Origin of the sequence: Synechococcus sp. O70.2 (assembly GCF_047462135.1) — a bacterium.
Classification (GTDB): Bacteria; Cyanobacteriota; Cyanobacteriia; order Thermostichales; family Thermostichaceae; genus Thermostichus.
This window is the reverse complement of sequence record NZ_JANSIS010000008.1, coordinates 26,772-47,376: the sequence shown is the minus strand read 5'-3', so window position 1 is coordinate 47,376 and position 20,605 is coordinate 26,772. Positions and strand designations below refer to the sequence as shown.

The 20,605-nt window shown below is 58.8% G+C and carries 18 protein-coding genes; 7 read left to right on the top strand and 11 right to left on the bottom strand.

What is annotated here, in order from left to right:
- Positions 1-36 precede the first annotated feature (36 nt).
- Positions 37-1,044, top strand: a complete 1,008-nt coding sequence (locus NW812_RS09500; protein ID WP_414396205.1) for an o-succinylbenzoate synthase — start codon at positions 37-39, stop codon at positions 1,042-1,044.
- Here NW812_RS09500 and prfB read toward each other — a convergent pair.
- The 3 genes from prfB to NW812_RS09485 form a co-directional block, all read right to left on the bottom strand.
- Positions 1,041-2,169 (bottom strand): peptide chain release factor 2 gene (prfB, locus tag NW812_RS09495; RefSeq protein WP_414396203.1). Its coding sequence is split into 2 segments (ribosomal slippage): positions 1,041-2,096 and positions 2,098-2,169, totalling 1,128 coding nucleotides; the frame shifts between segments, so codons are not numbered across the junction. The genes NW812_RS09500 and prfB overlap by 4 nt on opposite strands.
- Positions 2,170-2,266: 97 nt before the next feature.
- A complete protein-coding gene (locus tag NW812_RS09490) occupies positions 2,267-3,448 on the bottom strand; it encodes a methyl-accepting chemotaxis protein (protein ID WP_414396200.1) in 1,182 nt (393 codons plus the stop codon).
- Between the two features lie 251 nt (positions 3,449-3,699).
- Complete coding sequence (locus NW812_RS09485; RefSeq protein ID WP_414396198.1) at positions 3,700-4,926, bottom strand: HD domain-containing phosphohydrolase; 1,227 nt, start codon at positions 4,924-4,926, stop codon at positions 3,700-3,702.
- Positions 4,927-5,064: 138 nt separating this feature from the next.
- Here NW812_RS09485 and pth point away from each other — a divergent pair, with 138 nt between their 5' ends.
- A complete protein-coding gene (gene pth, locus NW812_RS09480; RefSeq protein ID WP_414396196.1) occupies positions 5,065-5,772 on the top strand; it encodes an aminoacyl-tRNA hydrolase in 708 nt (235 codons plus the stop codon).
- 202 nt (positions 5,773-5,974) lie between these two features.
- Here the strand turns inward: pth and NW812_RS09475 are convergent, their stop codons facing one another.
- Entirely contained in the window at positions 5,975-6,913 is a 939-nt protein-coding gene (locus tag NW812_RS09475) for a hypothetical protein (RefSeq protein ID WP_414396194.1), read from the bottom strand.
- 427 nt (positions 6,914-7,340) lie between these two features.
- On the opposite strand from NW812_RS09475, the gene NW812_RS09470 reads away from it, so the two are divergent.
- A complete protein-coding gene (locus NW812_RS09470; protein WP_414396193.1) occupies positions 7,341-8,522 on the top strand; it encodes an RNA-guided endonuclease InsQ/TnpB family protein in 1,182 nt (393 codons plus the stop codon).
- Here the strand turns inward: NW812_RS09470 and NW812_RS09465 are convergent.
- The 7 genes from NW812_RS09465 to NW812_RS09435 form a co-directional block, all read right to left on the bottom strand.
- The gene (locus NW812_RS09465) at positions 8,493-9,164 is read right to left on the bottom strand and encodes a hypothetical protein (RefSeq protein WP_414396191.1); all 672 of its coding nucleotides are present in this window, start codon (positions 9,162-9,164) and stop codon (positions 8,493-8,495) included. The genes NW812_RS09470 and NW812_RS09465 overlap by 30 nt on opposite strands.
- A 3-nt stretch (positions 9,165-9,167) precedes the next feature.
- Positions 9,168-10,037 carry a (2Fe-2S) ferredoxin domain-containing protein gene (locus NW812_RS09460; RefSeq protein ID WP_414396189.1) on the bottom strand — a complete coding sequence of 290 codons (870 nt, stop codon included), beginning with the start codon at positions 10,035-10,037 and terminating at the stop codon, positions 9,168-9,170.
- Positions 10,038-10,046: 9 nt separating this feature from the next.
- Positions 10,047-10,433, bottom strand: coding sequence for a DUF1636 domain-containing protein (locus NW812_RS09455; RefSeq protein WP_099812174.1), 387 nt, complete (start codon positions 10,431-10,433; stop codon positions 10,047-10,049).
- Positions 10,434-10,502: 69 nt separating this feature from the next.
- Positions 10,503-12,449 carry a TonB-dependent receptor plug domain-containing protein gene (locus NW812_RS09450; RefSeq protein ID WP_414396187.1) on the bottom strand — a complete coding sequence of 649 codons (1,947 nt, stop codon included), beginning with the start codon at positions 12,447-12,449 and terminating at the stop codon, positions 10,503-10,505.
- Between the two features lie 165 nt (positions 12,450-12,614).
- Positions 12,615-13,181, bottom strand: a complete 567-nt coding sequence (locus NW812_RS09445; protein WP_414396186.1) for a formylmethanofuran dehydrogenase subunit E family protein — start codon at positions 13,179-13,181, stop codon at positions 12,615-12,617.
- A 94-nt stretch (positions 13,182-13,275) separates the two neighbouring features.
- The gene (leuS, locus tag NW812_RS09440) at positions 13,276-15,873 is read right to left on the bottom strand and encodes a leucine--tRNA ligase (RefSeq protein ID WP_414396184.1); all 2,598 of its coding nucleotides are present in this window, start codon (positions 15,871-15,873) and stop codon (positions 13,276-13,278) included.
- A 93-nt stretch (positions 15,874-15,966) separates the two neighbouring features.
- The gene (locus NW812_RS09435) at positions 15,967-16,857 is read right to left on the bottom strand and encodes a ferredoxin--NADP(+) reductase (protein ID WP_414396182.1); all 891 of its coding nucleotides are present in this window, start codon (positions 16,855-16,857) and stop codon (positions 15,967-15,969) included.
- Positions 16,858-17,126: 269 nt separating this feature from the next.
- On the opposite strand from NW812_RS09435, the gene NW812_RS09430 reads away from it, so the two are divergent.
- The 4 genes from NW812_RS09430 to NW812_RS09415 all read left to right on the top strand — a co-directional run bounded on the left by NW812_RS09430 (position 17,127) and on the right by NW812_RS09415 (position 20,520).
- On the top strand, positions 17,127-18,134 hold the full coding sequence (locus NW812_RS09430) for a phosphoribulokinase (RefSeq protein WP_414396180.1): 1,008 nt from the start codon (positions 17,127-17,129) through the stop codon (positions 18,132-18,134).
- Positions 18,135-18,174: 40 nt separating this feature from the next.
- Positions 18,175-18,906 (top strand): 6-phosphogluconolactonase, encoded by a 732-nt coding sequence (pgl, locus tag NW812_RS09425; RefSeq protein ID WP_414396178.1) that lies wholly within the window; start codon positions 18,175-18,177, stop codon positions 18,904-18,906.
- A gap of 92 nt (positions 18,907-18,998) precedes the next feature.
- Positions 18,999-19,307 carry a hypothetical protein gene (locus NW812_RS09420; protein ID WP_414396176.1) on the top strand — a complete coding sequence of 103 codons (309 nt, stop codon included), beginning with the start codon at positions 18,999-19,001 and terminating at the stop codon, positions 19,305-19,307.
- A gap of 58 nt (positions 19,308-19,365) precedes the next feature.
- Positions 19,366-20,520, top strand: coding sequence for a homocysteine biosynthesis protein (locus NW812_RS09415; protein WP_414396174.1), 1,155 nt, complete (start codon positions 19,366-19,368; stop codon positions 20,518-20,520).
- Positions 20,521-20,605: the final 85 nt, after the last annotated feature.

The window sequence follows — 20,605 nt, the reverse complement described above, 5'->3', positions numbered from 1 at the left end:
GATGGCTCTTGGTCAGGGTTCCCAGGGATCGGAAAATTGCTGGCCCGCCTTGAAGTTTGCTGCTATCAGCAACCTTTCCGGCAGCCCCTGCGCACCCGCTACGGTCTCTGGTCTACCCGCGAAGGGATCCTAATCCGCCTGACAGACCTGGAGACAGGGCAGCAGGGCTACGGGGAGGTAGCCCCCATTCCTTGGCTGGGCAGTGAGACCCTCGAGGAGGCCCTGGCCTTTTGTCGGCAGTTGCCGGCTGAGCTCTCGGAGGCGCAGATCAAGGAGATCCCGGCAGCGCTGCCTGCTACCCGCTTTGGGCTGGAATGCGCCTGGCTGGCCTGTCGGGATCCTGGCTGGCTAGATAGGGATCTCTCCGGTCTTTCCTTTTGTGGGCTTTTGGGGAAGGATACCCCCTCCGGCTCCTACCCAGTTTACAAGGGCAAGGTGGGAATGGATCCCTTCGCAGCGGAGCGGAAGAAGCTAGAAAGCTGGCTGGAGCGGTTGCCTGCGGGATCCCGGCTGCGGCTAGATGCCAACGGCGGCTTGACTCTAGCAGAGGCGCGGCAGTGGCTGGATCTCTGCGACCGGATCAATCGGGAGTGGCCGGGCAAGATCGAGTTCTTCGAGCAGCCTTTGCCGCCAGAGCAGTACGCTGACTTAATCCAACTTAGCCGTGAGTTTCAAACCCCCATTGCCCTGGATGAGTCGGTGGTCGGCCTGGAGCAGTTGCAAGCTGTCCATCGCTCGGGCTGGCAAGGGATCCTGGTGGTCAAACCCTCTTTGATGGGATCGGGTCTTGCCCTTAGAGACTACCTCAGCCAACACCCGGGGTTGGATCTGGTGTTCTCCTCAGCCCTAGAAACCCCTATCGGCGCTTGGCATGGGCTAGCTTGGGCGGGATCCCTGCAAGCAAAAACCGCCTGCCCCAGGGCCGTGGGATGGGGGGTGGGGGAGCTTTTCCAGGAGGGGGATCCCCTGGACCTGCTCAAGCTCTCGCCCCACGAGCGGGCCGCTTGGATGCAAGCGGTGTGGGAGCGCCACAGCCAGCCCTAGACTGCGGCGGCTTGCTTGGCGTGTTCCTGCCGTAGGTAGGCCTGGATGAAGTGCATCAGCTCCTCCGGCTCGCCGTTCATAAACGCCTCGACGTTGGTGGTTTCGGCGTTGGTGCGGTGGTCTTTGATTAACTTGTAGGGATCGAAGGTGTAGGTGCGAATCCGACCCCCAAAGCCCTGGGTCACGATCTCGCCGCGGATCTCGGCCAACTTTTGCCGGCGCTTTTCCTCCTCGATTTCGAGGAGCTTTGCCTTGAGGATCTGGATGGCCCGCTCCTTGTTTTGCAGTTGGGAACGCTCCTCGCTGCAGCGCACGGCAATGCCGGTGGGCTTGTGGATAACCCGCACCGCCGTTTCCACCTTGTTGACGTTTTGGCCTCCTGCCCCTCCCGAACGGCAGGTCTCGAACTCCAGATCCTCCATCCGCAGCTCAAACTCGTTCTCTTCCTCGAGGATGGGCATGACCTCAACGCCGGCAAAGCTAGTCTGGCGCTTGCCGTTGGCGTTGAAGGGGCTGATGCGCTCCATGCGGTGGTTGCCCTTCTCCGCGGAAAGATACCCGTAGGCATAGGGCCCCTCAATCAACAGCGTGGCTGACTTGATGCCCGCCTCTGCCCCTTCCGAGTAGTCCGAAAGGGTAACCTTGTAGCCCTGGTTCTCTGCCCAGCGGGTGTACATCCTCAGCAGCATCGCCGCCCAGTCCTGGGCATCGGTTCCTCCAGCTCCAGCAGTGATGGTGAGGATGGCGCCGTTTTTGTCGTAGGGCCCTGAAAGCAGTTGCTGCAGCTCCCATTGGCTCAACTCTCGCTCCACCGCGGCTAGGGATCCCGCTGTCTCGGCCAAGAGCTCCGAATCGGCTTCTTCTTGCAGGAGCTCCAGGGCAGTGGCGACCTCTTCCAGGCGGGCTTTCCAGCGGTGGACCTGCTCCCAGGAGGCCTTGAGGCTGTTGAGCTGCTTTAGGTGGCGACGAGCTGCCTCTACATCGTTCCAAAATTGCGGCTGGGAGGCTTCCTGCTCCAGAATGGCGATCTGCTGTTCCAGGCAAGGCAGGTCAAAGGTAGTCCTGAGCAGTGCTCAGGCGCGCCGTGAGCGATTCTAAGCTGCGTTTCAGCTCGGCCAGTTCCATAGGCTTACGAACACTGTCTCATACTTTTGGACCCCGTCCAGAATCTCATCTTAACTTCCCGACCTCCAGAAGGAGGTAGCTATCTATCGTATTCAGACTAAATCCGAGCTTGCTCCAACAAAGCTTGCAACTCCTCCAAGGCCACCTGAGCCGACTGGGCTTGCTGGTGGAGGGATTGCACCACCTCGGCGCTGGCCTGGGCTGATTGCAGGGTGGATTGGCTTTGGCGTTGGATGCGATCTGCCAGGCCGCGGATGCGGTTGCTGGCCTCGGTAGTGCGCCCCGCCAACTTGCGGATCTCCTGGGCAATGGCGCCAAAACCCCCGCCCCCACCGCTGCGGTTGGCCTCTACAGCCGCGTTGAAGGAGAGCAGACGAATGTAGCCCGCCACCTCTACGTTCGCGTAAGCGGGACGTAGTCCTTTCACGTCGACGATGGTGTTGATTTCTTTGAGCTCGCGGGATAGCTCCTGATTGCTGTCGGCAATTTCCTGAAATAGGCGGCGCACCGCCTCTACCCCAGCAAAGGTGGATTTGCCCTTCTCCGAGAGCACCGAGCTGATCTGGATGAGGCGAGCGTTGAGGCGGACCAGTTCTTCCGTTCGCGTAAGCGGGACGTAGTCCTTGCGCTGCTGGGCCCGGCGCCGCTCTTGCTCCAAAGCAATGTTCTGGCTGAGGATCTCGGCTTTCTGCCGCTCCAGATCGCGGGCATACTGGAGGCTGCGGTTTTTCTCCTGCTCCAGCTCGGCCAGAATCCGTTTCATCTCCTCCTGCTGTTCTTCGAGCTTCCGCTGGGTGGCTAGATGTACCTGGGACTGAGCCACCAACAACACCGGCACATCCAAAAGGCGATAGTCTTGGGGGCCGACTTCTACCACCACCGGGTCGTAGATAGTCTCCTGGGGCCGCCGGAAAGCCTGGCTGGCCGCCTCAATGACATCGCAGTCGCCGGGCAAAAGGAGAAAACCCTGGCCCTGGAACTCTGCTAGGGAGCTGTTCGCGTAAGCGGGACGTAGTCCTTTGGGCCGCTTCGAAAACACCTCCAGGCCATAGGGTTTGCTCAGCATCCACTCCAAAATGGCACGCCGAGTCAGCATCCCCCGCAGCTGCGACTGCTCGTCCAACACGACTACCCCTGAAAGGGTGGGGTCGTCTTCCAGGCGGCGCACCACGTTCTCGCAGGGGGTGGACTCACCTACCTGAAAGTCCACTAGCGCCAGATCGCGCAGCTTGGTGTGGATCGATAGGGTGGGAGTGGGCGGATTCGTCAGGGTAGTCATCCTAGGAATCCTCAGCACAGGCTGGGTAGAGACAAATAAATAAAATGTACAGAGGAGGACAATAAGGACCTGCCTCTGCTCTGCTTTTCAAAGGCCTAGCAGCAGTGGTGCTGGTTACCTTTAGTTTGACTTGGGATCTGGTTTCCTGACTACAGCTCTGTCCGGAGTTATACGGGAAGAGGCTCTTTTTTGCGGTTTTTACGGACAGACAAGGGAGCTGTCCCAACCCCAGGGGCTGAAGCGATCTGAGCTTAGCGAGGCTCTTGGTAGCGGTGGTAGATCTCTAGAATTTCACTGCGACCACGGTTGAAAGCTGCCACCACTTGGGGATCGAAGTGGTTACCGCTTTGGCTTTCCACGAAGCGAAAGATATCTGACAGATCCCAAGCTTCTTTGTAGGGGCGGCGGCTAGCTAAAGCGTCGAACACGTCGGCTAAGGCCACAATCCGCCCTTCTAGCGGGATCTCTTCTCCCTTAAGGCCCCGCGGGTAGCCGCTGCCGTCGAACTTCTCGTGGTGGGTGAGGGCAATGATGGCGCTTTTTTTCATCAGCTCCGAGTCCGATTTACTGAGGATCTCGTAGCCAATCTCGGGGTGGCGGTTCATAATTAGACGCTCTTCGGGGGTGAGGGGGCCTGGCTTCCGCAAGATGGCATCCGGGATCCCGATTTTGCCCACATCGTGCAGGGGGCTGGCATAGAAGATCAGCTCTTGTTCATGGCTGGAGAGGCCCAACTGTTTGGCAATGATGCGGGAGTAGTGGCTCATCCGCTTGAGGTGAAAAGAGGTGTCCTGATCCCGGTATTCGGCGGCTTGGGCTAGACAGAAAATCGTTTCCAGGTGAGCGGCTTTCAGCTCTTCCCGCAAGCGCACATTTTGGTAGGCAACCGCCGCCTGGGAAGCCAGGGCTTCTGCCACCCGGACTTCCAGCTCAGAAAACGGCTGGCTCCAGTCAGCCACCTGGTTGGGCGCTAGGTTGGCAGGGCAATCCGGCCTGAGACGGTTCAAGAGTTGCAGGGCGCCAAGGATATTTCCTGAGGGATCCCGCATCGGCACCGTGAGCAAAGAGCGGGTGCGGTAGCCGGTCTGCTGATCGACTTGGGAGTTGAAGGCATAGGGCAAGCCCGCTGGCAAGCGATAGACGTCCGGCAGATTCAAGCTCTCCCCCGTGAGCACCACATAGCCCACAATGCTGGAAGGAGCAAGGGGCAGGCGCAGATCCTGCAGCTCCTCGTTGCGGTTGACCACGAAAAAGCGCAACTCTTCTCCCTCCCGGATGAACAGGCTAGCGCCATCACAGCAGGTTAGCTCGCGGGCTTGGGCGACAATCAGTTCCAGCAGGCGCCTTAAATCCGTTTCCGAAGAAAGGGCGATCCCCACTTGGATCAGCCGCTGACTCAGGCGCAAGGCAGCAGCAGCCTCAAATTCGGCTTCGCCAAGAGCAAGAGAGAGATCGAAGGCGGAAGGCCCATGGGACATAACCTGATCCTCCAGTGGGTTACGAGTGTTCCCAAGGAAGCGGGATTGGAGCGCTAGCAGGGATCCTGCCCCTGCTCCAAGTTAGGAGGCTGGGGGTCGCCAATCCAAAGTAACTCTGCTACCCTACCTTGTTTACCTATGGCAGCGAGAGACGCTGTGACCCAGGTCAAGACCCAGCAGCTAGATGAGGTTGCCCTCCAGCTCATCGTTGGCCTAGGCAATCCTGGCCCGCAGTATGCCAACACCCGCCACAACTGCGGCTTTATGGTGGTGGATCAGTTGGCAGAGCGCTGGGGGATCCCATTAGCTCTGGAAAAGCAGTTCCAAGGCAGCTACGGAGAAGGTTTTGCCCTAGGGGGCAAGCGGCGCCTGCTCAAGCCGGCGACTTATATGAATCGCTCTGGCGAGGCAGTGCGGGCAGTCCTGGATTGGTACAAGTTGGATCCCAGGTCGGTGCTGGTGGTCTACGATGATGTGGACTTGCCCCTGGGTCGCCTGCGACTGCGGGGATCTGGCTCCGCCGGCGGGCATAACGGCATGAAGTCTGTCATTCAGCACCTGGGCAGCGAAGCCTTCCCTCGCTTGCGCCTGGGCGTGGGCAGACCTAAGGGCAACCAAGACATGGTTGGGCATGTTTTGGGAAGGTTTGAACCTACTGAGCAGGCAGTGCTGGAGCGGGTTCTAAGGGCGGCAGTGGAGGCAGTGGAGTGTTGCTTGCAAGAAGGATTGAGGGCGGCGATGAACCGCTTCAACCCTCTGGATCTCTCTGAGCCGCTATCTGAGCGAGATCGGCAAGATCCGGCAGCTTCTCTCGACCCAGCCAAGACTGGGCCTGTGGAAGGCTGAGGCCGGGATCTTGGGCGCTATCCGAAGGAGGTCGGCTTCCCCAGAGCCACTGGCAGGAGAGGGCAAGGAACCCTCTAAGAGGCTCCCCGCAGGGGCACCCCCAGGTCCAAAGAAGTCAGCAACTCCCCTCCCTCAAGTGGAGCGAAGCCGTTCTCCTCCTAAGCCGAACTTTTTACCCTCTCTAGTCGCAAGCTAAGCGGGGCTACGGCTGTTGCAAGAGGTCTTGCCGCACCGCCTCCACATACTGCAGCAGTTTTGGGGATCCCGTGCCCGCAGACCGCCACAGACTCAAGGCGCTGTCCAGATCCGCAGCAGCGCCAGCCTTGTCTTCTCCCTGGTAGGCGCGCGCCATGCCCCGGTGGTAGTACCCTTCAGCCCGCTGCGGCTGCAGCTCAATCGCCCGGTTGAAATCGGCAACGGCCAGTTGGAAATTGCAGATGCTCGCCCACATCAGGCCGCGATGAATGTAGGCATCGAAGAGATCGGCGATGTTTTGATTTTGTTTGGCTAGTTCAATGGCCAGGTTAGCTACATCAAATGCCGATTCCAAATGCCCTTGCTCGGCCCAAATGCGGGAGCGCAACAAGTGGAGTTGGGGGTTGCGATAGGCAATGCGATCCAAGGGAGACAAGGTTGCCAAAGCCTGCTCCAGCTCTCCAAAATGCTCGCGCTGAATCCTGGCCTTGAGCAAATAAGCCTCAGGCAAATAGGGATCCAAAGCAATGGCAATGTCCAGATCCCGCAGAGCCCTGAGCACTAGATGGTCGGCAGCTGGCTGCTCTGGCTCGCCCACCTGCGAATACTCCCAGAGGTACTGGGCCCGCTGGAGATAGAGCCTCGCATTTCCTGGCTCCTGCTCGATGAATTGCCCTAGCTGCAGGAGCAGTTGATGAGCCTGGGAGCGCTGCTCAAGCTCTCGTGCCCGGGCTTGCCATTGAGCCTGCCGCCGAAGCAAAGGTTCAGGACCTGGCTTGTCTTTAAATCGCGGCAACTGAGCTTCCTGCAAGAGGGGCACAGAGAGACCTTCCGTGGTCTGCCCCTTGCGCAGCGAGGCCAGCCAGCCACACTCGCCGTTCAAGCACAGCCAAGACAGCAAGCCCACCAGGGCCGATCCGGAAAGCAAAAGACTGGGCCTAAGCATGGATCCCGCCCCACTAAACAGCATGGAAAGAGAAGTTGCCTCTAGGCTAGTTCGCCATCGCAGCGGTGTCCAGATTTCTTGGCTACACAGTCGTGCTCCAAAGCCCGAAGGTCTTAGAGGATTTTGCCGCTAGCCAGCTCCACTAAGAGGCGGTTCTTCGCCCGGCCCTCGTCGGCAGCCTGCTCCGACAGCCATAGGGCGGCGCCCTTCGACAGCTTGAGAACGATAGGGCTGCACGGAAAAACACTCTCAATTGGTCTGAGGCGCCGGCGGCATTGAGAGAAGTCTCACAGCTTCCTGAGGTTGAGCTTGGAACATTTGGGTTAGTGCGGAAAACCTAAGTGACCAATAAAACTGGGTTTCAAGCCCCGACCTTGGGAGCGGCTTTTTGTATAATGCTCTAGATAGCAGAAAGACAATTTTTTGCATGTACTTTGTCCGCAAGCTCAAGCTGGGAGTCTCGGAACAACTACAACTTTTGAGCAGGGCGGCAGGCGAGCTGTACTCCCAGACACTCGTCAGTTTTTGGCGCGTCGTCCGCAAGAAAGGGCTGTGGTTGAAGCCTGCCACGCTCATGCGTTGGTTTCCCAGTGATCCTGAAAACAGACTTCACGCCCACAGTGCGGATGCTGTTGTCCAAAGTTTCTTTGCCTCCCTAAAGTCGTGGCGAGAACGCCGCAAAACGGATCCCAATGCTCGTCCACCTCGACGCCGACGGTACTATTACAAAATCCAATGGAAAGCTTCAGCCATCAAAGTCGTAAATGGAAAGTTGCGGTTGTCCAACGGAAAAGGCAACGAGCCGTTGGTGATCCCTTGGGCTTGGGATACACCTGTCTGGGTAGAAATTGGCTGGGACGGCAGGCAATACGAGCTAAGGGCTTGCTACAAATTGAGTGATGCTCGGCCCAAAGAAGAGAGGAAAGAAAGCGGTGTTGCCGGTGTGGATCTGGGTGAGGTTCACCTGGCCGTTGCCCATGATGGGGAGAACACCTACATCGCCAATGGCAGGCTGCTGCGTTCCAAGCGCCGCTACCAGAACAAGCTGAAATCTACTCTGTCAAGGCTGCTTGCCAGAAAGAGGCGTGGCTCAAGGCGTTACAGGAGAGTTTTAGCTTCTGGGCGAAAGCAGCTGGCGAGGTTAAATCACCAAATTCGAGATATTTTGCACAAGCAAACTACAAGGCTTGTCTCGACGCTGTATGCAAGGGGCGTCCAGACCGTTGTGATTGGGGACATTCGGAATATCAGGGTGTCTGCTGATTACGGCACAAGGTTGAACCAAAAGCTCCACCAGATGTTGCATGGCCAAACTCGGCACCACATCACCTACAAGGCTGAACGACTGGGAATGAAAGTTGTGCTGCTGGATGAGCGGTACAGCTCTCAAACCTGTCCTGCTTGCAACAAGAGGAACAAGCCGAGAGGCCGTGTGTATAGGTGTGGGTGTGGGTTTGAGTTTCATCGCGACGGGGTGGGAGCACTCAACCTTCGCAGAACGTATCTGGGCTCTGGCCTAGTAGTTGGGGTTATGGCATCCCCCACAGGGTTGAGGTTTCAGCCTCATGCTCTGTGTAGCTCAGCCGGTAGGAGCCATCCTGCTGTCTGAGAAAGAATCCCTGCCTTTTATGGCAGGGAGAACGTCAAGTGCCCTGTCCCACACCAAAAGAGTATGAATCCCAAGCCAAAATCCTGTCCACAGCCAGTTATCCAGCCAGATCTTGCCGAGAACAGGTAGGGTCAAACCCTCTGTCCCTCCCAAAACTAGGCCGGCTGCCAAGATCAGCCCTTCAAAAGCAAGAAAACCCAGGATGAGCATGGCTGGGATCCAAAGATAATTCCACAGCCATCGTCCAGCTCGGGGAGGGTGGGGCTGGAAGAAGAGAGGGCGGTAGCTGGCTAGCAGGGCCACCCCCACCGTGCCGATCCCCAAGACCACCCCCCAGGCAAAAGAGTCAGGCGTGCGGGGATAGTTGTGCCAGACATAGCCAAAGATTTGGTTGGCTAGCCAAATCATCGAGGCGCTAACTATTGCCCTTTGGCGAGTTAACGTGGTGCCCGCAATGATGCCAACGGTTACAAAAGGAAGCGTACAGGTATAGGCAATGTTGCTAAGGCAGCCAATGGTGGTAAATAGACTGGGCCAAAATCGGCCACAGGCCAAGTCTTGGGCAGCCCGTAGCCAAATGGCAACCGGGATCCAGGGGCGAGGTTTGGGGATGGACTGCACAAGGGATTGCAGACTGACCATAGGCTAATCTCCGGGAAAAAGGTGAGCTTTCAGGGGGCAGTTCTTTAGCAGATGCTCCTGGACAATTTGCCGCGCTACTGGAGGTGTAACCCGCTTGTACCAAGTGCGGTCGCCAGAGTAGAAAACCACAGGGCCTTCCTGACAGACTTCTAGACATCCGGAAGTAATGACCCGAATATCTAAATTCGCTTCCTGCAGGGCAGATTGCAGGGCTTCCACAACCGGTTGATAGTTGCGGGAAGGATAGCAGCGGCTGGAGCGGCAAACCGCCAAGTAGGGCCGCTTGAGAGGGTTATCCTCGTAAGGGATCCGCTCTTTTCCCTCGACATAAATGGCTCGCAGGCGTTCATAGAGGGAGAGCTTTTGGTAGTTGGCTTTGCTTTCGGGCAGGTAGTCTTCTCCTGGCCCTAAAAAGGGACTGGGCAAGAAGATCTGCAGCAGAGATTCCTCTGCCCCGTTCCAAAATTGAATTCCCCATTGGCGAGGCTGGCGCTGCGGATTGAGGCGGCGATAGAGGGCGGCGCGGCTCACCAATCTTTTGCGGCGCAGTTCTAGGGGGGTTCGGCCATAGGGGCCGCCTCGGTGCTCCTCTAGACACAGATGCAAATGCCAAGTTTCGGTAGCCACGGTCAAGTAGCCGTCGTAGAGCACACAGAGAGCAGGAGGACTGGTAAAGGCCGCTTCCAGCACTCCCCCCTCCGCCACACAGCCCACTTGGATCTCAGCCCAGTGCTCCTGGAAGAGCTCATAGAGGAGCGGCCCAAGACAGTCGATGTGAGCCGGGATCCCTTCGTAGAGGGTTATCCAGCCAGTGGGGGAAATCTCCTGCCAACTCTGGTTTAGAGGCGTAATCCAGGGACTGAAAGCGGCCATAGGTTGCTCCTATTGGACTGGTGGAATGCGGGCAATCACCCCCTTTTTAAGAGGGCGCTCTGCCCAGGGCAGGACGCCATCGGGCTTTGTCAAATACAGCTCCGCTGTTTGCAAGATTGGCTCCACGTCTTGGGGATCGAGATCTCCAAACACGTAGGTCATCTTTCCAGGGGCTGCCAGGGCAATCACGCAAGCATGGCTGCAGCCGCTCATACAGGCAACCGGCTTAAGCTGCAATTGAGGGTTGAGCACCTGCGATTGCAAGGCGGCTAGAAGCATTTCTCCTTTGCTAGTCCCTTCTTTTTGGCCGTTGACCCAGCGAGATCCGCAGGTGGTACAAACCCAAAGGTAATGTTTGGCCTCAGCTTGAGTCGAGATTCTAGTTGAGATCGTCATACAGTTGCTTCCAAACTAGAAGCACCCCACAAATGGTTAGCCAGAATTCAAAAACAACCTGAGATGTTGCTAAAATTGCCCCCGCAAGTTCACTCTCAACGTGCGACCAACGCCGGGATAGCCGGGGAAAACTTCATACTGCTCATCCAGCAGGTTGTCGATCCCCATCTCTAGGCTTAGGTCCTCAGTCAACGGGATCCCTCCTCGCCAAGCTACGGTGGTGTAGCCTGGTAGGGATTCCGTGTTGGTGTTGTTGGTAAAAAAGCTCCCAATGTGATGGACTAAAATTGAGCTGTACCAGCCTTGCTCGTGACGGTAGGTCAGGCCTAAGTTCAGGCTATCGGCTCCCACAAAGGCTAGCTGCTTGCCAACTGTAGCTGGGTCAAGGGCAGCGCGGATGATGGGATCATTGAGGGTGTAGTTGGCAAAAAGCGTCCAGTTTTCCCCCAGCCGCACATCCAAAGCTGCCTCCAGGCCGGTGTATTCAACCAGCCCAATATTCTCATAGGTTCCCCGGCGCGGCCCAAGGCTGACAAAGGTGATGCCATCGCGGATGCGGTTGTGGGCAAAAGTCAAGCGCAGCAGGCCAAAATCTCCCAAGGCTTGATCTAAGCCAATGTCAAAGCTTTCCCCTCGCTCTGGGCGGAGATTGGGGTTGCCATCCACTTCAAAAAAGCCGCGCAGCCGGAAGAACAATTCCGAGATCAAGGGAGTGCGAAAGCTGCCGGCATAGCTGGCCCTCAAGGTGGTGCCTTCCGCCAAAGCCCAGCGGATCCCTAGAGCAGGCGAGGTAGCCGAGCCGCTGGCCAAACTGCTGAAGTCCTGGCGGATGCCTAAGTCGAGGTGGAAACGGGGATCTGGGCTGTAATCCAGGCGGGCAAACAGGGCTCCCTGGTTAACCGTATCGTCGTAGTTGATATTGGTAGAACCCCTGGCAAACGAAAAAGTTGTATTGCGGGCTGAGATGGAGCGATAATCTGCCCCCAGGACTCCTTCTAGGTTTTCGCCGGCTTTCCAAGCATACTGGAGCTGGGATCCCCAGCTATCGCGCAGGATGAGGTCGCGGGAGCCCTGGCTTTGCGGGGCGCTGAAGCGGTAGTTGAGATCGTCCAAAAAGAGCCGAGCTTGCAGGGATCCTGTCTCCTGAGTCCACAGCCACCTGAGATCCAGCAGCAGGTCGTCGGTGGTTTGCTCGGCATCGGGAGAAGGAAAGTCTACGCTACCGGGCACGCGGAAGGTTTTGTTGAGGTAGAGGGCGTTTGCCGTTAGGACTTGGTCTTCGGCCAGTTGCCAGGTGAGCTTGGCCTGCAAGTTGTGGTACTCCACCGCCGAGTTTTCCCGCCTGCCTGACTTGCCCAGCCGCCGGATGGTAAAGGGAAAGTCGTTGTTGCTCTGCAGGCGACGGTAGCTGAGCACCCAGCCCAGCTCCTGCCCTTGGCCGCGGCTTTGGATCCCTTGCTCATTGAGGCCATAGCTGCCGACCGCCGCTTCCACCACCGTCTCCGTTTCTGGCTGGGGCTCCACCGTGACGATGTTGATGACGCCGCCAACAGCGTCTGAGCCGTACAGGGTAGAGCCGCCGCCGGGGGAGACTTCAATTCGCTCGACGACATCGGTGGTGATTTGCGAGAGGTCAAACCCCCCGAAAAAACCCAGATCGTTGAGGGGGCGGCCATCCAACAGCACCAGCACCTGGGCCGTTCGCGCCCCTCGCATGAACTGAGAGCTGAGAGCCCCCAACTGGGTGCCGGCTGTGCCATCGCTGAGGATGCCGGGCAGATAGCGCAGGGCTTCCTGCACGGTTCTTGCCCCTTGCTCGCGCATCTGCTGGCGGGTGATGACATAGACGGGGCGGGAAGACTCTCGCAAGAGGTCGGGACGGCGAAACGGGGTGGTGACGGTTTGATTCAAAATCTCGGCGCTGAGGCCGGTATCCAAGACTGCTTGCGCCCAGGCTGGGATCCCCAAAACCCAACTTCCCAGCCCAAGGCTGAGACCTAGAACTGTCTTTTTCATGTCAGCTCCTTGCTCCGTGCAATGCGGAAGGGCTCTGAGCCCTGAGCTGAAGCCGCAGGCGGGCATCCTGCCATCACAGTTGCGGCACAGCGCCGGATTTGAAAGCCGTGCTAGGCATCATATCTCTCCCGCCCTGGAGTTCCCATCCTGCTGGGGGGATCGGCGCTAGGGTCTAATCGTGAGACGGAAAAGAGCCTCGTCGGCCATTTGAAGAACTTCCTGCCCCGCTGCCATAAGCCGTTCTGGGGGCAGCTCTCGGTACTTAGCAATAAACCCAGGCAAGACTTGAAACTCCACTCGCTTGCCAGTTTCTCGATGGATTACGACACTGCGCATTTTGTCCAGGGAGTCCACCTCCACCAGCTTTAAGTTCAGCTTGCCCAAGCTGGCTCCAGTGGCGGCGTGCAACCCATCCACGATGCAGGCAAAGGGAATCTGGAGCGGCGACTCGTGAATGACTTCCACCACAAAGCGACTTGGGGAGGTGGGGGGGAGGGGACTTGCCAAGCCCAGCTCCTTGAGAGCCCGCATCCCCATGCGATAACCCACCACCGCCCAGGGGCCAGCACCGCCGTGGATTTCGGTAACTCGCTGGGTGGCAGCCTCAAGGGCAGCCGGAGGATTGGCAGAGCTGCTGCTGGGGTGGGCCAGGGCAGGGATCCCGACCGCTAGCTGAATGGCCATCCACAGCAGAGGAAGCTGCTGCGGCTTGAGAACCCATCGCTTGCGCATAGGCAGACAAGAACTAAACCCCAAGGCAGTATCCTAAGCCCTGCTCCTGGGTCTTGCCTATGCAGGGGGGGAGGTTACCTGAGCAAACGGAGAGCTAGACAACCACGTTGACCAGCTTCTTCGGCACCACGACGACCTTCTTCGGCGTCGCCCCTTGGAGATACTTCTGGGCCGCTTCCGACTGCAGAGCTAGCCGCTCCTGCTCCTCCGGCGTGACATCGGCAGGGGCTTCAAAGGAGCCGCGCAGCTTGCCGTTGACCTGCACCACAATCGTGACCGTATCGGCCACCAGCGCCGCCGGGTCGTAGCTGGGCCAAGACTGGCGATGCACCGAGTCGGTACCGCCTAGGGCCTGCCACAGCTCTTCGGCAATGTGGGGGGCAAAGGGCGCCAGGAGCAAGACCAGGGTGCGGATCCCTTCCGCATAAACTGGCGAGTCCGGGATCCCCGCCTCGGCTAGGGCATTGCTCAGCTTCATCAGCTCGGCAATGGCAGTGTTGAACTGGTACTCCTCCAGATCCTCACTGACTTCCTTGATGGCCGTGTGGACGGCGCGGCGCAGATCCCTTTCCGCCTTGGTCAGGGATCCCACCTCGACTTTGGCCTGCAAGGACGCCGTCCCGCCACCGCGACTGACAAAGTCGTACACCTGCCGCCAGACGCGGTTGAGAAAGCGAAACTGCCCTTCCACGTCGGCATCGTCCCATTCCAAGTCCTTTTCCGGCGGCGCCTTGAAGAGGATGAACATGCGGGCCGTGTCTGCCCCGTAGTTGGCCAGCACCTCTTCCGGATCCACGCCGTTGCCCTTGGATTTGGACATCGTAGCGTAGATAACCTGCAGGGGCTCACCGGTTTCGGGATCCCGCGGATCGTTGGGATCCCTAACCAGCGCTGTGGGGATCCAGCGATCCTTGCCGGACTTGTTGGGGTTGTAGTAAGTGCGCGCCTGCACCATCCCCTGGGTGAGCAGGCGGGAGAAGGGCTCATCGAAATTCAGCAACCCCAGATCCCGCAGCACTTTGGTGAAAAAGCGGGCGTAGAGCAGGTGCAAGATGGCGTGCTCGATGCCGCCCACGTACTGATCCACCGGCAGCCAGGCGTTGACCAGATCCTTGCGGAAGATCTCGCGGTCGTTGCGGGGATCGCTAAAGCGCAGGAAATACCAGGACGAGCAGATGAAGGTGTCCATGGTGTCCGTTTCCCGGCGGGCCTCTGCGCCACAGGTGGGGCATTTCACCTTCACCCACTCCTCCAGTTGGGCTAATGGGGATCCGCCTCGCCCCGTCAGCTCTACATCTTCTGGCAAGAGCACTGGCAGATCTTCTTCCGGCACCGGCACAATGCCGCAATGGGGGCAGTGGATGACCGGGATGGGGCAGCCCCAGTAGCGCTGCCGCGAGATAAGCCAGTCGCGCAGGCGGTAGTTGACCTGCCGTTCCCCTAGCCCCTGCTCCTCCAGCCAGGCGATGGCCCTTTCCACACTTTGCCCTGGGCCCTTGCCCACCGGGATTCCGTTCAAGGGGCCGGAGTTTATCAACACCCCCTCCCCTGTCCAGGCCGCCTGGAGATCTTCGGCACTCTCCACCCCACCCTGAGGCGGCTGCACCACCAGCTTGATGGGCAGACCAAACTTGCGGGCAAACTCAAAGTCCCGCTGGTCGTGGGCAGGCACGGCCATGATGGCCCCTGTGCCATAGCCCATCAACACGTAGTCGGCAATCCAGATGGGGATGCGCTCTTGGTTGACGGGGTTGATGGCGTAGGAGCCCGTCCAGACGCCCGTCTTTTCCCGATCCTCAGCGCTGCGCTCGATCTCGCTGCGGGCAGCGGCCTCGGCCTGGTAGGCTTTGACGGCAGCCTGCTGCTCGGGGGTGGTGAGCTTCTCCACCAAAGGATGCTCCGGCGCCAGCACCATGAAGGTGGCTCCCCAGAGGGTATCAGGCCGGGTAGTAAACACCGGCAGCTCTTCCCCTGTTTCGGTTTTGAAGAGAACTCTAGCCCCTACCGACTGGCCAATCCAGTTCTCCTGCATGGTGCGCACCCGCTCTGGCCAGCCGGAGAGCTTCTCCAGGTCAGCCAGGAGTTGGTCGGCATAGGCCGTGATCTTGAGAAACCACTGCTTGAGGAGGCGCTTTTCCACCCGAGCCCCAGATCTCCAGGATCTCCCTTCCGCATCCACCTGCTCGTTGGCCAGGACGGTCTGATCCACGGGATCCCAGTTCACCGGCGCTTCCTTTTGGTAGGCCAGGCCTGCCTTGAAAAACTGCAGGAACAGCCACTGCGTCCATTTGTAGTAGTCGGGGGCGCAGGTGGTGATCTCCCGCTCCCAGTCGTAGGAAAGCCCCAGCCGCTGCAGTTGATCCCGCATCTGGGCAATGTTCTGGTAGGTCCACTTGGCCGGCGGGATCCCCCGGTCAATGGCGGCGTTCTCTGCCGGCAAGCCAAAAGCGTCCCACCCCATGGGGTGCAGCACCGCATACCCCTGCATCCGCTTGTGGCGGGCAATGACATCCGTGATGGTGTAATTGCGCACATGCCCCATGTGCAGGCTGCCGCTGGGGTAGGGGAACATCGACAGGGCGTAGAACTTGCGGCTTTCTGCTGTTAGCTCTGGCGTGCGATCCAACCCAATTTCACGCCAGTGGGCCTGCCATTTCCTTTCAATGGCCTGGGGATTGTAGCGCGCGTCCACAGCTTAGGACTCCTGGAAAACCTTTTGCTCTGGGGAGCCTAGATACCAGCATTTTGGCATGCTTTGGCCGCTCCAGAAACCTCCAGGACCCCCCTAGTAGGTTTCCTCGTTCCAGCGGCTAGCTTTCTTGAGCTCCTTCTGGAAGCTGCTCCAGTCTTGGCCTGCTTGTTGGGCTACGGCAGCCATGACGCTGTTGATGCCATCCTCCATCCCCTTGAGACCACAGATGTAGACGTAGGTGTTGGGTTTTTGCAGCATCTCCCACAGCTCGGCGCCGTACTCGGCCATGCGGTTTTGCACATACATCTTTTTGCCATCGGGGGTTTGCTGCTCGCGGCTGATGGCGTAGTCGACGCGAAAGCGGTCCCCATGCTCAGCTTTCCAGGCTTCCAGGTCGCCCCGGTACAGCAGGCTGGAAGTGGTGGGTACCCCAAAAAACAGCCAGATCCTGCCTTGGTAGTTGGGATCCTCCTCGAGCAAATGCTTGATGAAGGCCCGAAAAGGAGCAATGCCCGTGCCAGTGGCAATCAAGATCAGGTTGGCGTTTGGATCCTCCGGCAGGAGGAACGTCTTCCCAGCCGGCCCCGTGATCATCACCTCATCCCCAGCTCGGAGATCGGTGAGGAAGCCCGAGCAGACTCCCACTCCCGGCTGGCCGGTTTCCTTATCCACGTATTCGGCCCGCTTCACGCTCAAGGAAACCGTGCGCCCCTCGCCATCGTCGCCATAGCGGGTGGAGGCTATCGAGTAGAGTCGGGGCTTGTGGGGCTTGCCTTGGGCATCGACGCCAGGAGGAATAATGCCAACGCTCTGGCCCTCCAGGTAGCGGAAGTTGGGATCGGGCAGGCTAAGCACAATGTGCTTGGTTAGGCCAGGTGCCCCTTCCTCAACAAGGGAGTAGGTCTCCAAACATTGGCCAACTAGAGGGGCATTGGGGCGGTAGAGATTGACCACAACTTCTCGTTTTTGGGCGCTGGCAACCATGACTGGGACTGCTCCTGGCAGTGGTAGCTACAGCAAACACCTTAGCAGGCTGCCTTTGCGGAAGGGAACTTGTCCTGTCAACTGGCGGCGTCTCCCTTGCCCATCCAGAAAAACGCCTGCACTGCCCAGGAAATGGTTTATCTTCTGCCAGCGCCAGCTTTTCCAGCCTCAGGCTCGCTTGCGGTGGAGCGTCTTGTGGTAATATGCAAATCCATAAAGTTTTAGAAGCCTCCTTGCAGTTTTGCCCCGCCTATCCCCAAGGAGTTCCCATGGCAAGCAGTCCCGAACGCATTGTGATGATAGGTGTTGCTGGAGATTCTGGCTGTGGCAAGTCCACGTTTTTGCGGCGGCTGAGTGACTTGTTTGGCCGGGATCTCATCACCACCATTTGTCTGGATGACTACCACTCCTTGGATCGCCAACAGCGCAAGGAAAAGGGCATTACGGCGCTGGATCCCCGCGCTAACAACTTCGACCTCATGTACGAGCAGGCCAAGGCCCTCAAAAATGGCCAGAGCGTGATGAAGCCCATCTACAACCACGAGACGGGGACCATTGACCCCCCTGAGCGGGTGGATCCCAGCCCCATCATCGTCTTGGAGGGCCTTCACCCCATGTACGACGAGCGGGTGCGGGAGTTGCTGGACTTTAAGATCTATCTGGATCTGGCGCCGGAAATTAAGGTTGCCTGGAAGGTTAAGCGGGACATGGCAGAGCGGGGCCACACCTATGAGGATGTGCTGCGCTCCATCGAGGCCCGCCGCCCGGATTTCGAGGCCTACGTCGATGTGCAGAAGCGCTATGCCGATGTGGTGATTGAGGTACTGCCCACCAAGCTCCTGCCAGAGCTGGATCCGGAGCACAAGGTGTTGCGGGTGCGCCTGATCCAGCGCGAAGGGGTGAAGTACTTCGACCACGTCTATTTGTTTGACGAAGGCTCCACCATTGACTGGATCCCGTGCGGCAAGAAGCTAACCTGCTCCTATCCCGGCATTCGCCTGCACTACGGCCCCTCCACCTATTTCGACCATCCGGTCTCGGTGTTGGAAATTGACGGCAGCTTCGACAAGCTGGAGGAGGTCATCTACATCGAGAACCACCTGAGCAATCTGTCGACCCGCTATTACGGCGAGCTGACAGAGCTTCTGCGCAAGCACCCCGAATATCCGGGATCCCGCAACGGCTCCGGGCTCATCCAGGTCATCGTGGGCCTAAAGCTGCGATCCCTCTACGAGAAAATCCAGGCGGAAACCAAGAAGATGGCGGTCGCTTCTTAGGGGGATCCCTTTGGCCCGGCTAAGGCAGTAGAAGGCACCGATGCAAGGGTTCCAGTTGGAAATCTGGCCGGAGGGGGCAGCTCTTTTCCGCCGGGCAGTGGAGATCTGGCAGGAGCAGGCTGCGGCGGCCATTCGTCAACGGGGTCGCTTTACGGTAGCTTTGGCAGGAGGAAACACCCCGCGAAAGTTGTATGCCGCTTTAACCCAGACGCCAGGGATCCCTTGGCAGCAAACCTGGTTGTTCTGGGGGGATGAGCGCTACGTTCCCCCGGATCACCCCGAGAGCAACTACGGCATGGTACGGCGGATCCTGCTAGAGACGGTCGGGGTTCCTGCCTCGCAGGTCTTTCCCATGCCTACCCAGGCAGGGGATCCCTTGCGGGATGCAGCGGAATACGAGGCAACCCTGCGGCGGGTTTTCGGCAACGAATGTCCTGCCTTTGATCTCATCTGGCTGGGAGTGGGGGAGGACGGCCATACGGCTTCCTTGTTCCCCGGCACAGCCGCCCTGCAGGTGCAACACCGCTGGGTAACCGTGGGGCAGAAAGGAGAGGAGCCGCGCCTGACCCTGACCTATCCTGTCCTAAACCAAGCGGCCCAGGTGGTGTTTTTGGTTGCCGGAGCTAGCAAAGCCGAGATTGTCAAAAAGGCGCTGACGACGGAGGCCCACCTGCCCTGTCAGAGCGTCAACCCTAGAGGGCGGCTGCTGTGGCTGCTGGATGCGGCAGCGGCGGCAGAGTTGCCCCTGCCGGCAGTGGGCTCGCTTGGCTAGGCCCTGGCTGAGGATGGCCATTTGACTTGGATCACGGCTGTCTCCTCCTCCTTCTGAATTTCATAGGGGTAGTTGAGTTAGAGCGCTGCCCCATGTCCATTCGTCTAATTGTCGAATCAGTTCTCCAGAGTGCCTGCCTCACCCGCGAACAAGAATCCCAAATCTGCTATCTCCTCCAAGAACGGTTCTACGACGAATTGGATCTGGAGGCCCTTGACCGGCTAACCCTGGCTTTGCTGGAAGGGCAAAGTCCACCTGGAGAGAGAGGAAAGAAGCCGCGCCGCCTAGCCAGATCCTCAAGAAGCCCGATAGTTTGGCGGCCCGCCTGGCCTACCCTGCCCAGGGACGCCCTACCGCCACCGCTAGCAGCTTGCCTCCCTGAGGCCTTCTTGCCCATCTAAGCTATTGATAGCCATTCGAGAGCGCTGCCCCAAAGGAACGCGGACTGCCTGCAGTTATATGGAAAGAACTCTAGACGAAATTAACCGGCGGATTCTCCAAGGCCGGGTGCGGGTGTGGACGGCTCAGGAGGCCAAGGCCAAGCTAGCTACCCTTAGCCTTGAGGAGGCCTTCCAGCAGGTGGACGTGGTAACCACCGGTACCTTTGAGCCGATGGAGTCTTCGGGGGCAATTCTCAACCTAGGGCACACGGATCCCCCAATCAAGATTCGCCAGGCCTGGTTAAATGGTGTGCCCGCCTATGCCGGCTTTGGGGCTGTCGATCTCTACATCGGGGCAGCCCAGCCCAGCGAGCAAGCTGATCAGCCCTATGGAGGGGGCCATGTCATCGCCGATCTGGTTGCCGGCAAGCGGGTGCACCTGCGGGCCATTGGCCAAGTAACCGACTGCTATCCCCGCGCCGACTACGAGACCTTGCTGACGCGGGATCAGCTTAACCAGTTCTACCTGTTCAACCCCCGCAACGCCTACCAAAACTTCATTGTCGGCGTCAATGGCGGCGATCGGCCGCTGTACACCTACTTGGGCCTGTTGGAGCCCAACCTGGGCAACGCCATCTATTCCAATCCCGGCGAGCTATGCCCCCTGCTGAATGATCCCCTCCTGCGCCGGGTGGGGATTGGCAGCCGCATCTTTCTGGGGGGCGGCATCGGCTATATAGCTTGGGAAGGTACCCAACACTTTCCGCTGCAAAAGCGGCTGCCCAACCAAACTCCCATTGGCCCCGCAGCCACCCTGGCCTTGATTGGCGACGCCAAACAGATGCAAGCCGAATGGGTGCGAGGCTGCTACTTCCGCAACTACGGCCCCAGCTTGATGTTAGGGGTTGGGATCCCCATCCCCATCCTTTCCCCCAGCGATTTGGAGCCCATTGCCATCCGGGACAAAGATTTGGTGGCGCCCGTGATTGACTTTTCTATCCCCCGGCGGGTGCGGCCCACCTTTGGCCTGGTGAGCTATGCCCAGCTCAAATCCGGCTACATTGTCCTCAACGGCCGCAAGGTGCGCACTGCCCCCCTAGTCAGCCTGCGCCGCTCGATGCAAGTTGCCGAGATTCTCAAACAGTGGATTGCCAGCGGTCAGTTTACCCTTACCCAGCCAGTGGCTCCCCTACCGCTAGATCGGGAGTTCCTCACCCAAAATCCCTATTCATGAGAGAACCTTGGCTGGCAAGGGGTTGCCTAGCTGAGAGTTGCCGCTACCATTACGCCTTAGGTGTCCCTGCGGAAAGAGGATGTTC

Bases quoted from the DNA above. Each gene is read 5' to 3' on its own strand.
- NW812_RS09490 (WP_414396200.1), bottom strand. From the start codon at position 3,448: ATGACTACCCTGACGAATCCGCCCACTCCCACCCTATCGATCCACACC.
- NW812_RS09485 (WP_414396198.1), bottom strand. From the start codon at position 4,926: ATGTCCCATGGGCCTTCCGCCTTCGATCTCTCTCTTGCTCTTGGCGAA.
- pth (WP_414396196.1), top strand. From the start codon at position 5,065: ATGGCAGCGAGAGACGCTGTGACCCAGGTCAAGACCCAGCAGCTAGAT.
- NW812_RS09475 (WP_414396194.1), bottom strand. From the start codon at position 6,913: ATGCTTAGGCCCAGTCTTTTGCTTTCCGGATCGGCCCTGGTGGGCTTG.
- NW812_RS09470 (WP_414396193.1), top strand. From the start codon at position 7,341: ATGTACTTTGTCCGCAAGCTCAAGCTGGGAGTCTCGGAACAACTACAA.
- NW812_RS09465 (WP_414396191.1), bottom strand. From the start codon at position 9,164: ATGGTCAGTCTGCAATCCCTTGTGCAGTCCATCCCCAAACCTCGCCCC.
- NW812_RS09460 (WP_414396189.1), bottom strand. From the start codon at position 10,037: ATGGCCGCTTTCAGTCCCTGGATTACGCCTCTAAACCAGAGTTGGCAG.
- NW812_RS09455 (WP_099812174.1), bottom strand. From the start codon at position 10,433: ATGACGATCTCAACTAGAATCTCGACTCAAGCTGAGGCCAAACATTAC.
- NW812_RS09450 (WP_414396187.1), bottom strand. From the start codon at position 12,449: ATGAAAAAGACAGTTCTAGGTCTCAGCCTTGGGCTGGGAAGTTGGGTT.
- NW812_RS09445 (WP_414396186.1), bottom strand. From the start codon at position 13,181: ATGCGCAAGCGATGGGTTCTCAAGCCGCAGCAGCTTCCTCTGCTGTGG.
- NW812_RS09435 (WP_414396182.1), bottom strand. From the start codon at position 16,857: ATGGTTGCCAGCGCCCAAAAACGAGAAGTTGTGGTCAATCTCTACCGC.
- NW812_RS09430 (WP_414396180.1), top strand. From the start codon at position 17,127: ATGGCAAGCAGTCCCGAACGCATTGTGATGATAGGTGTTGCTGGAGAT.
- pgl (WP_414396178.1), top strand. From the start codon at position 18,175: ATGCAAGGGTTCCAGTTGGAAATCTGGCCGGAGGGGGCAGCTCTTTTC.
- NW812_RS09420 (WP_414396176.1), top strand. From the start codon at position 18,999: ATGTCCATTCGTCTAATTGTCGAATCAGTTCTCCAGAGTGCCTGCCTC.
- NW812_RS09415 (WP_414396174.1), top strand. From the start codon at position 19,366: ATGGAAAGAACTCTAGACGAAATTAACCGGCGGATTCTCCAAGGCCGG.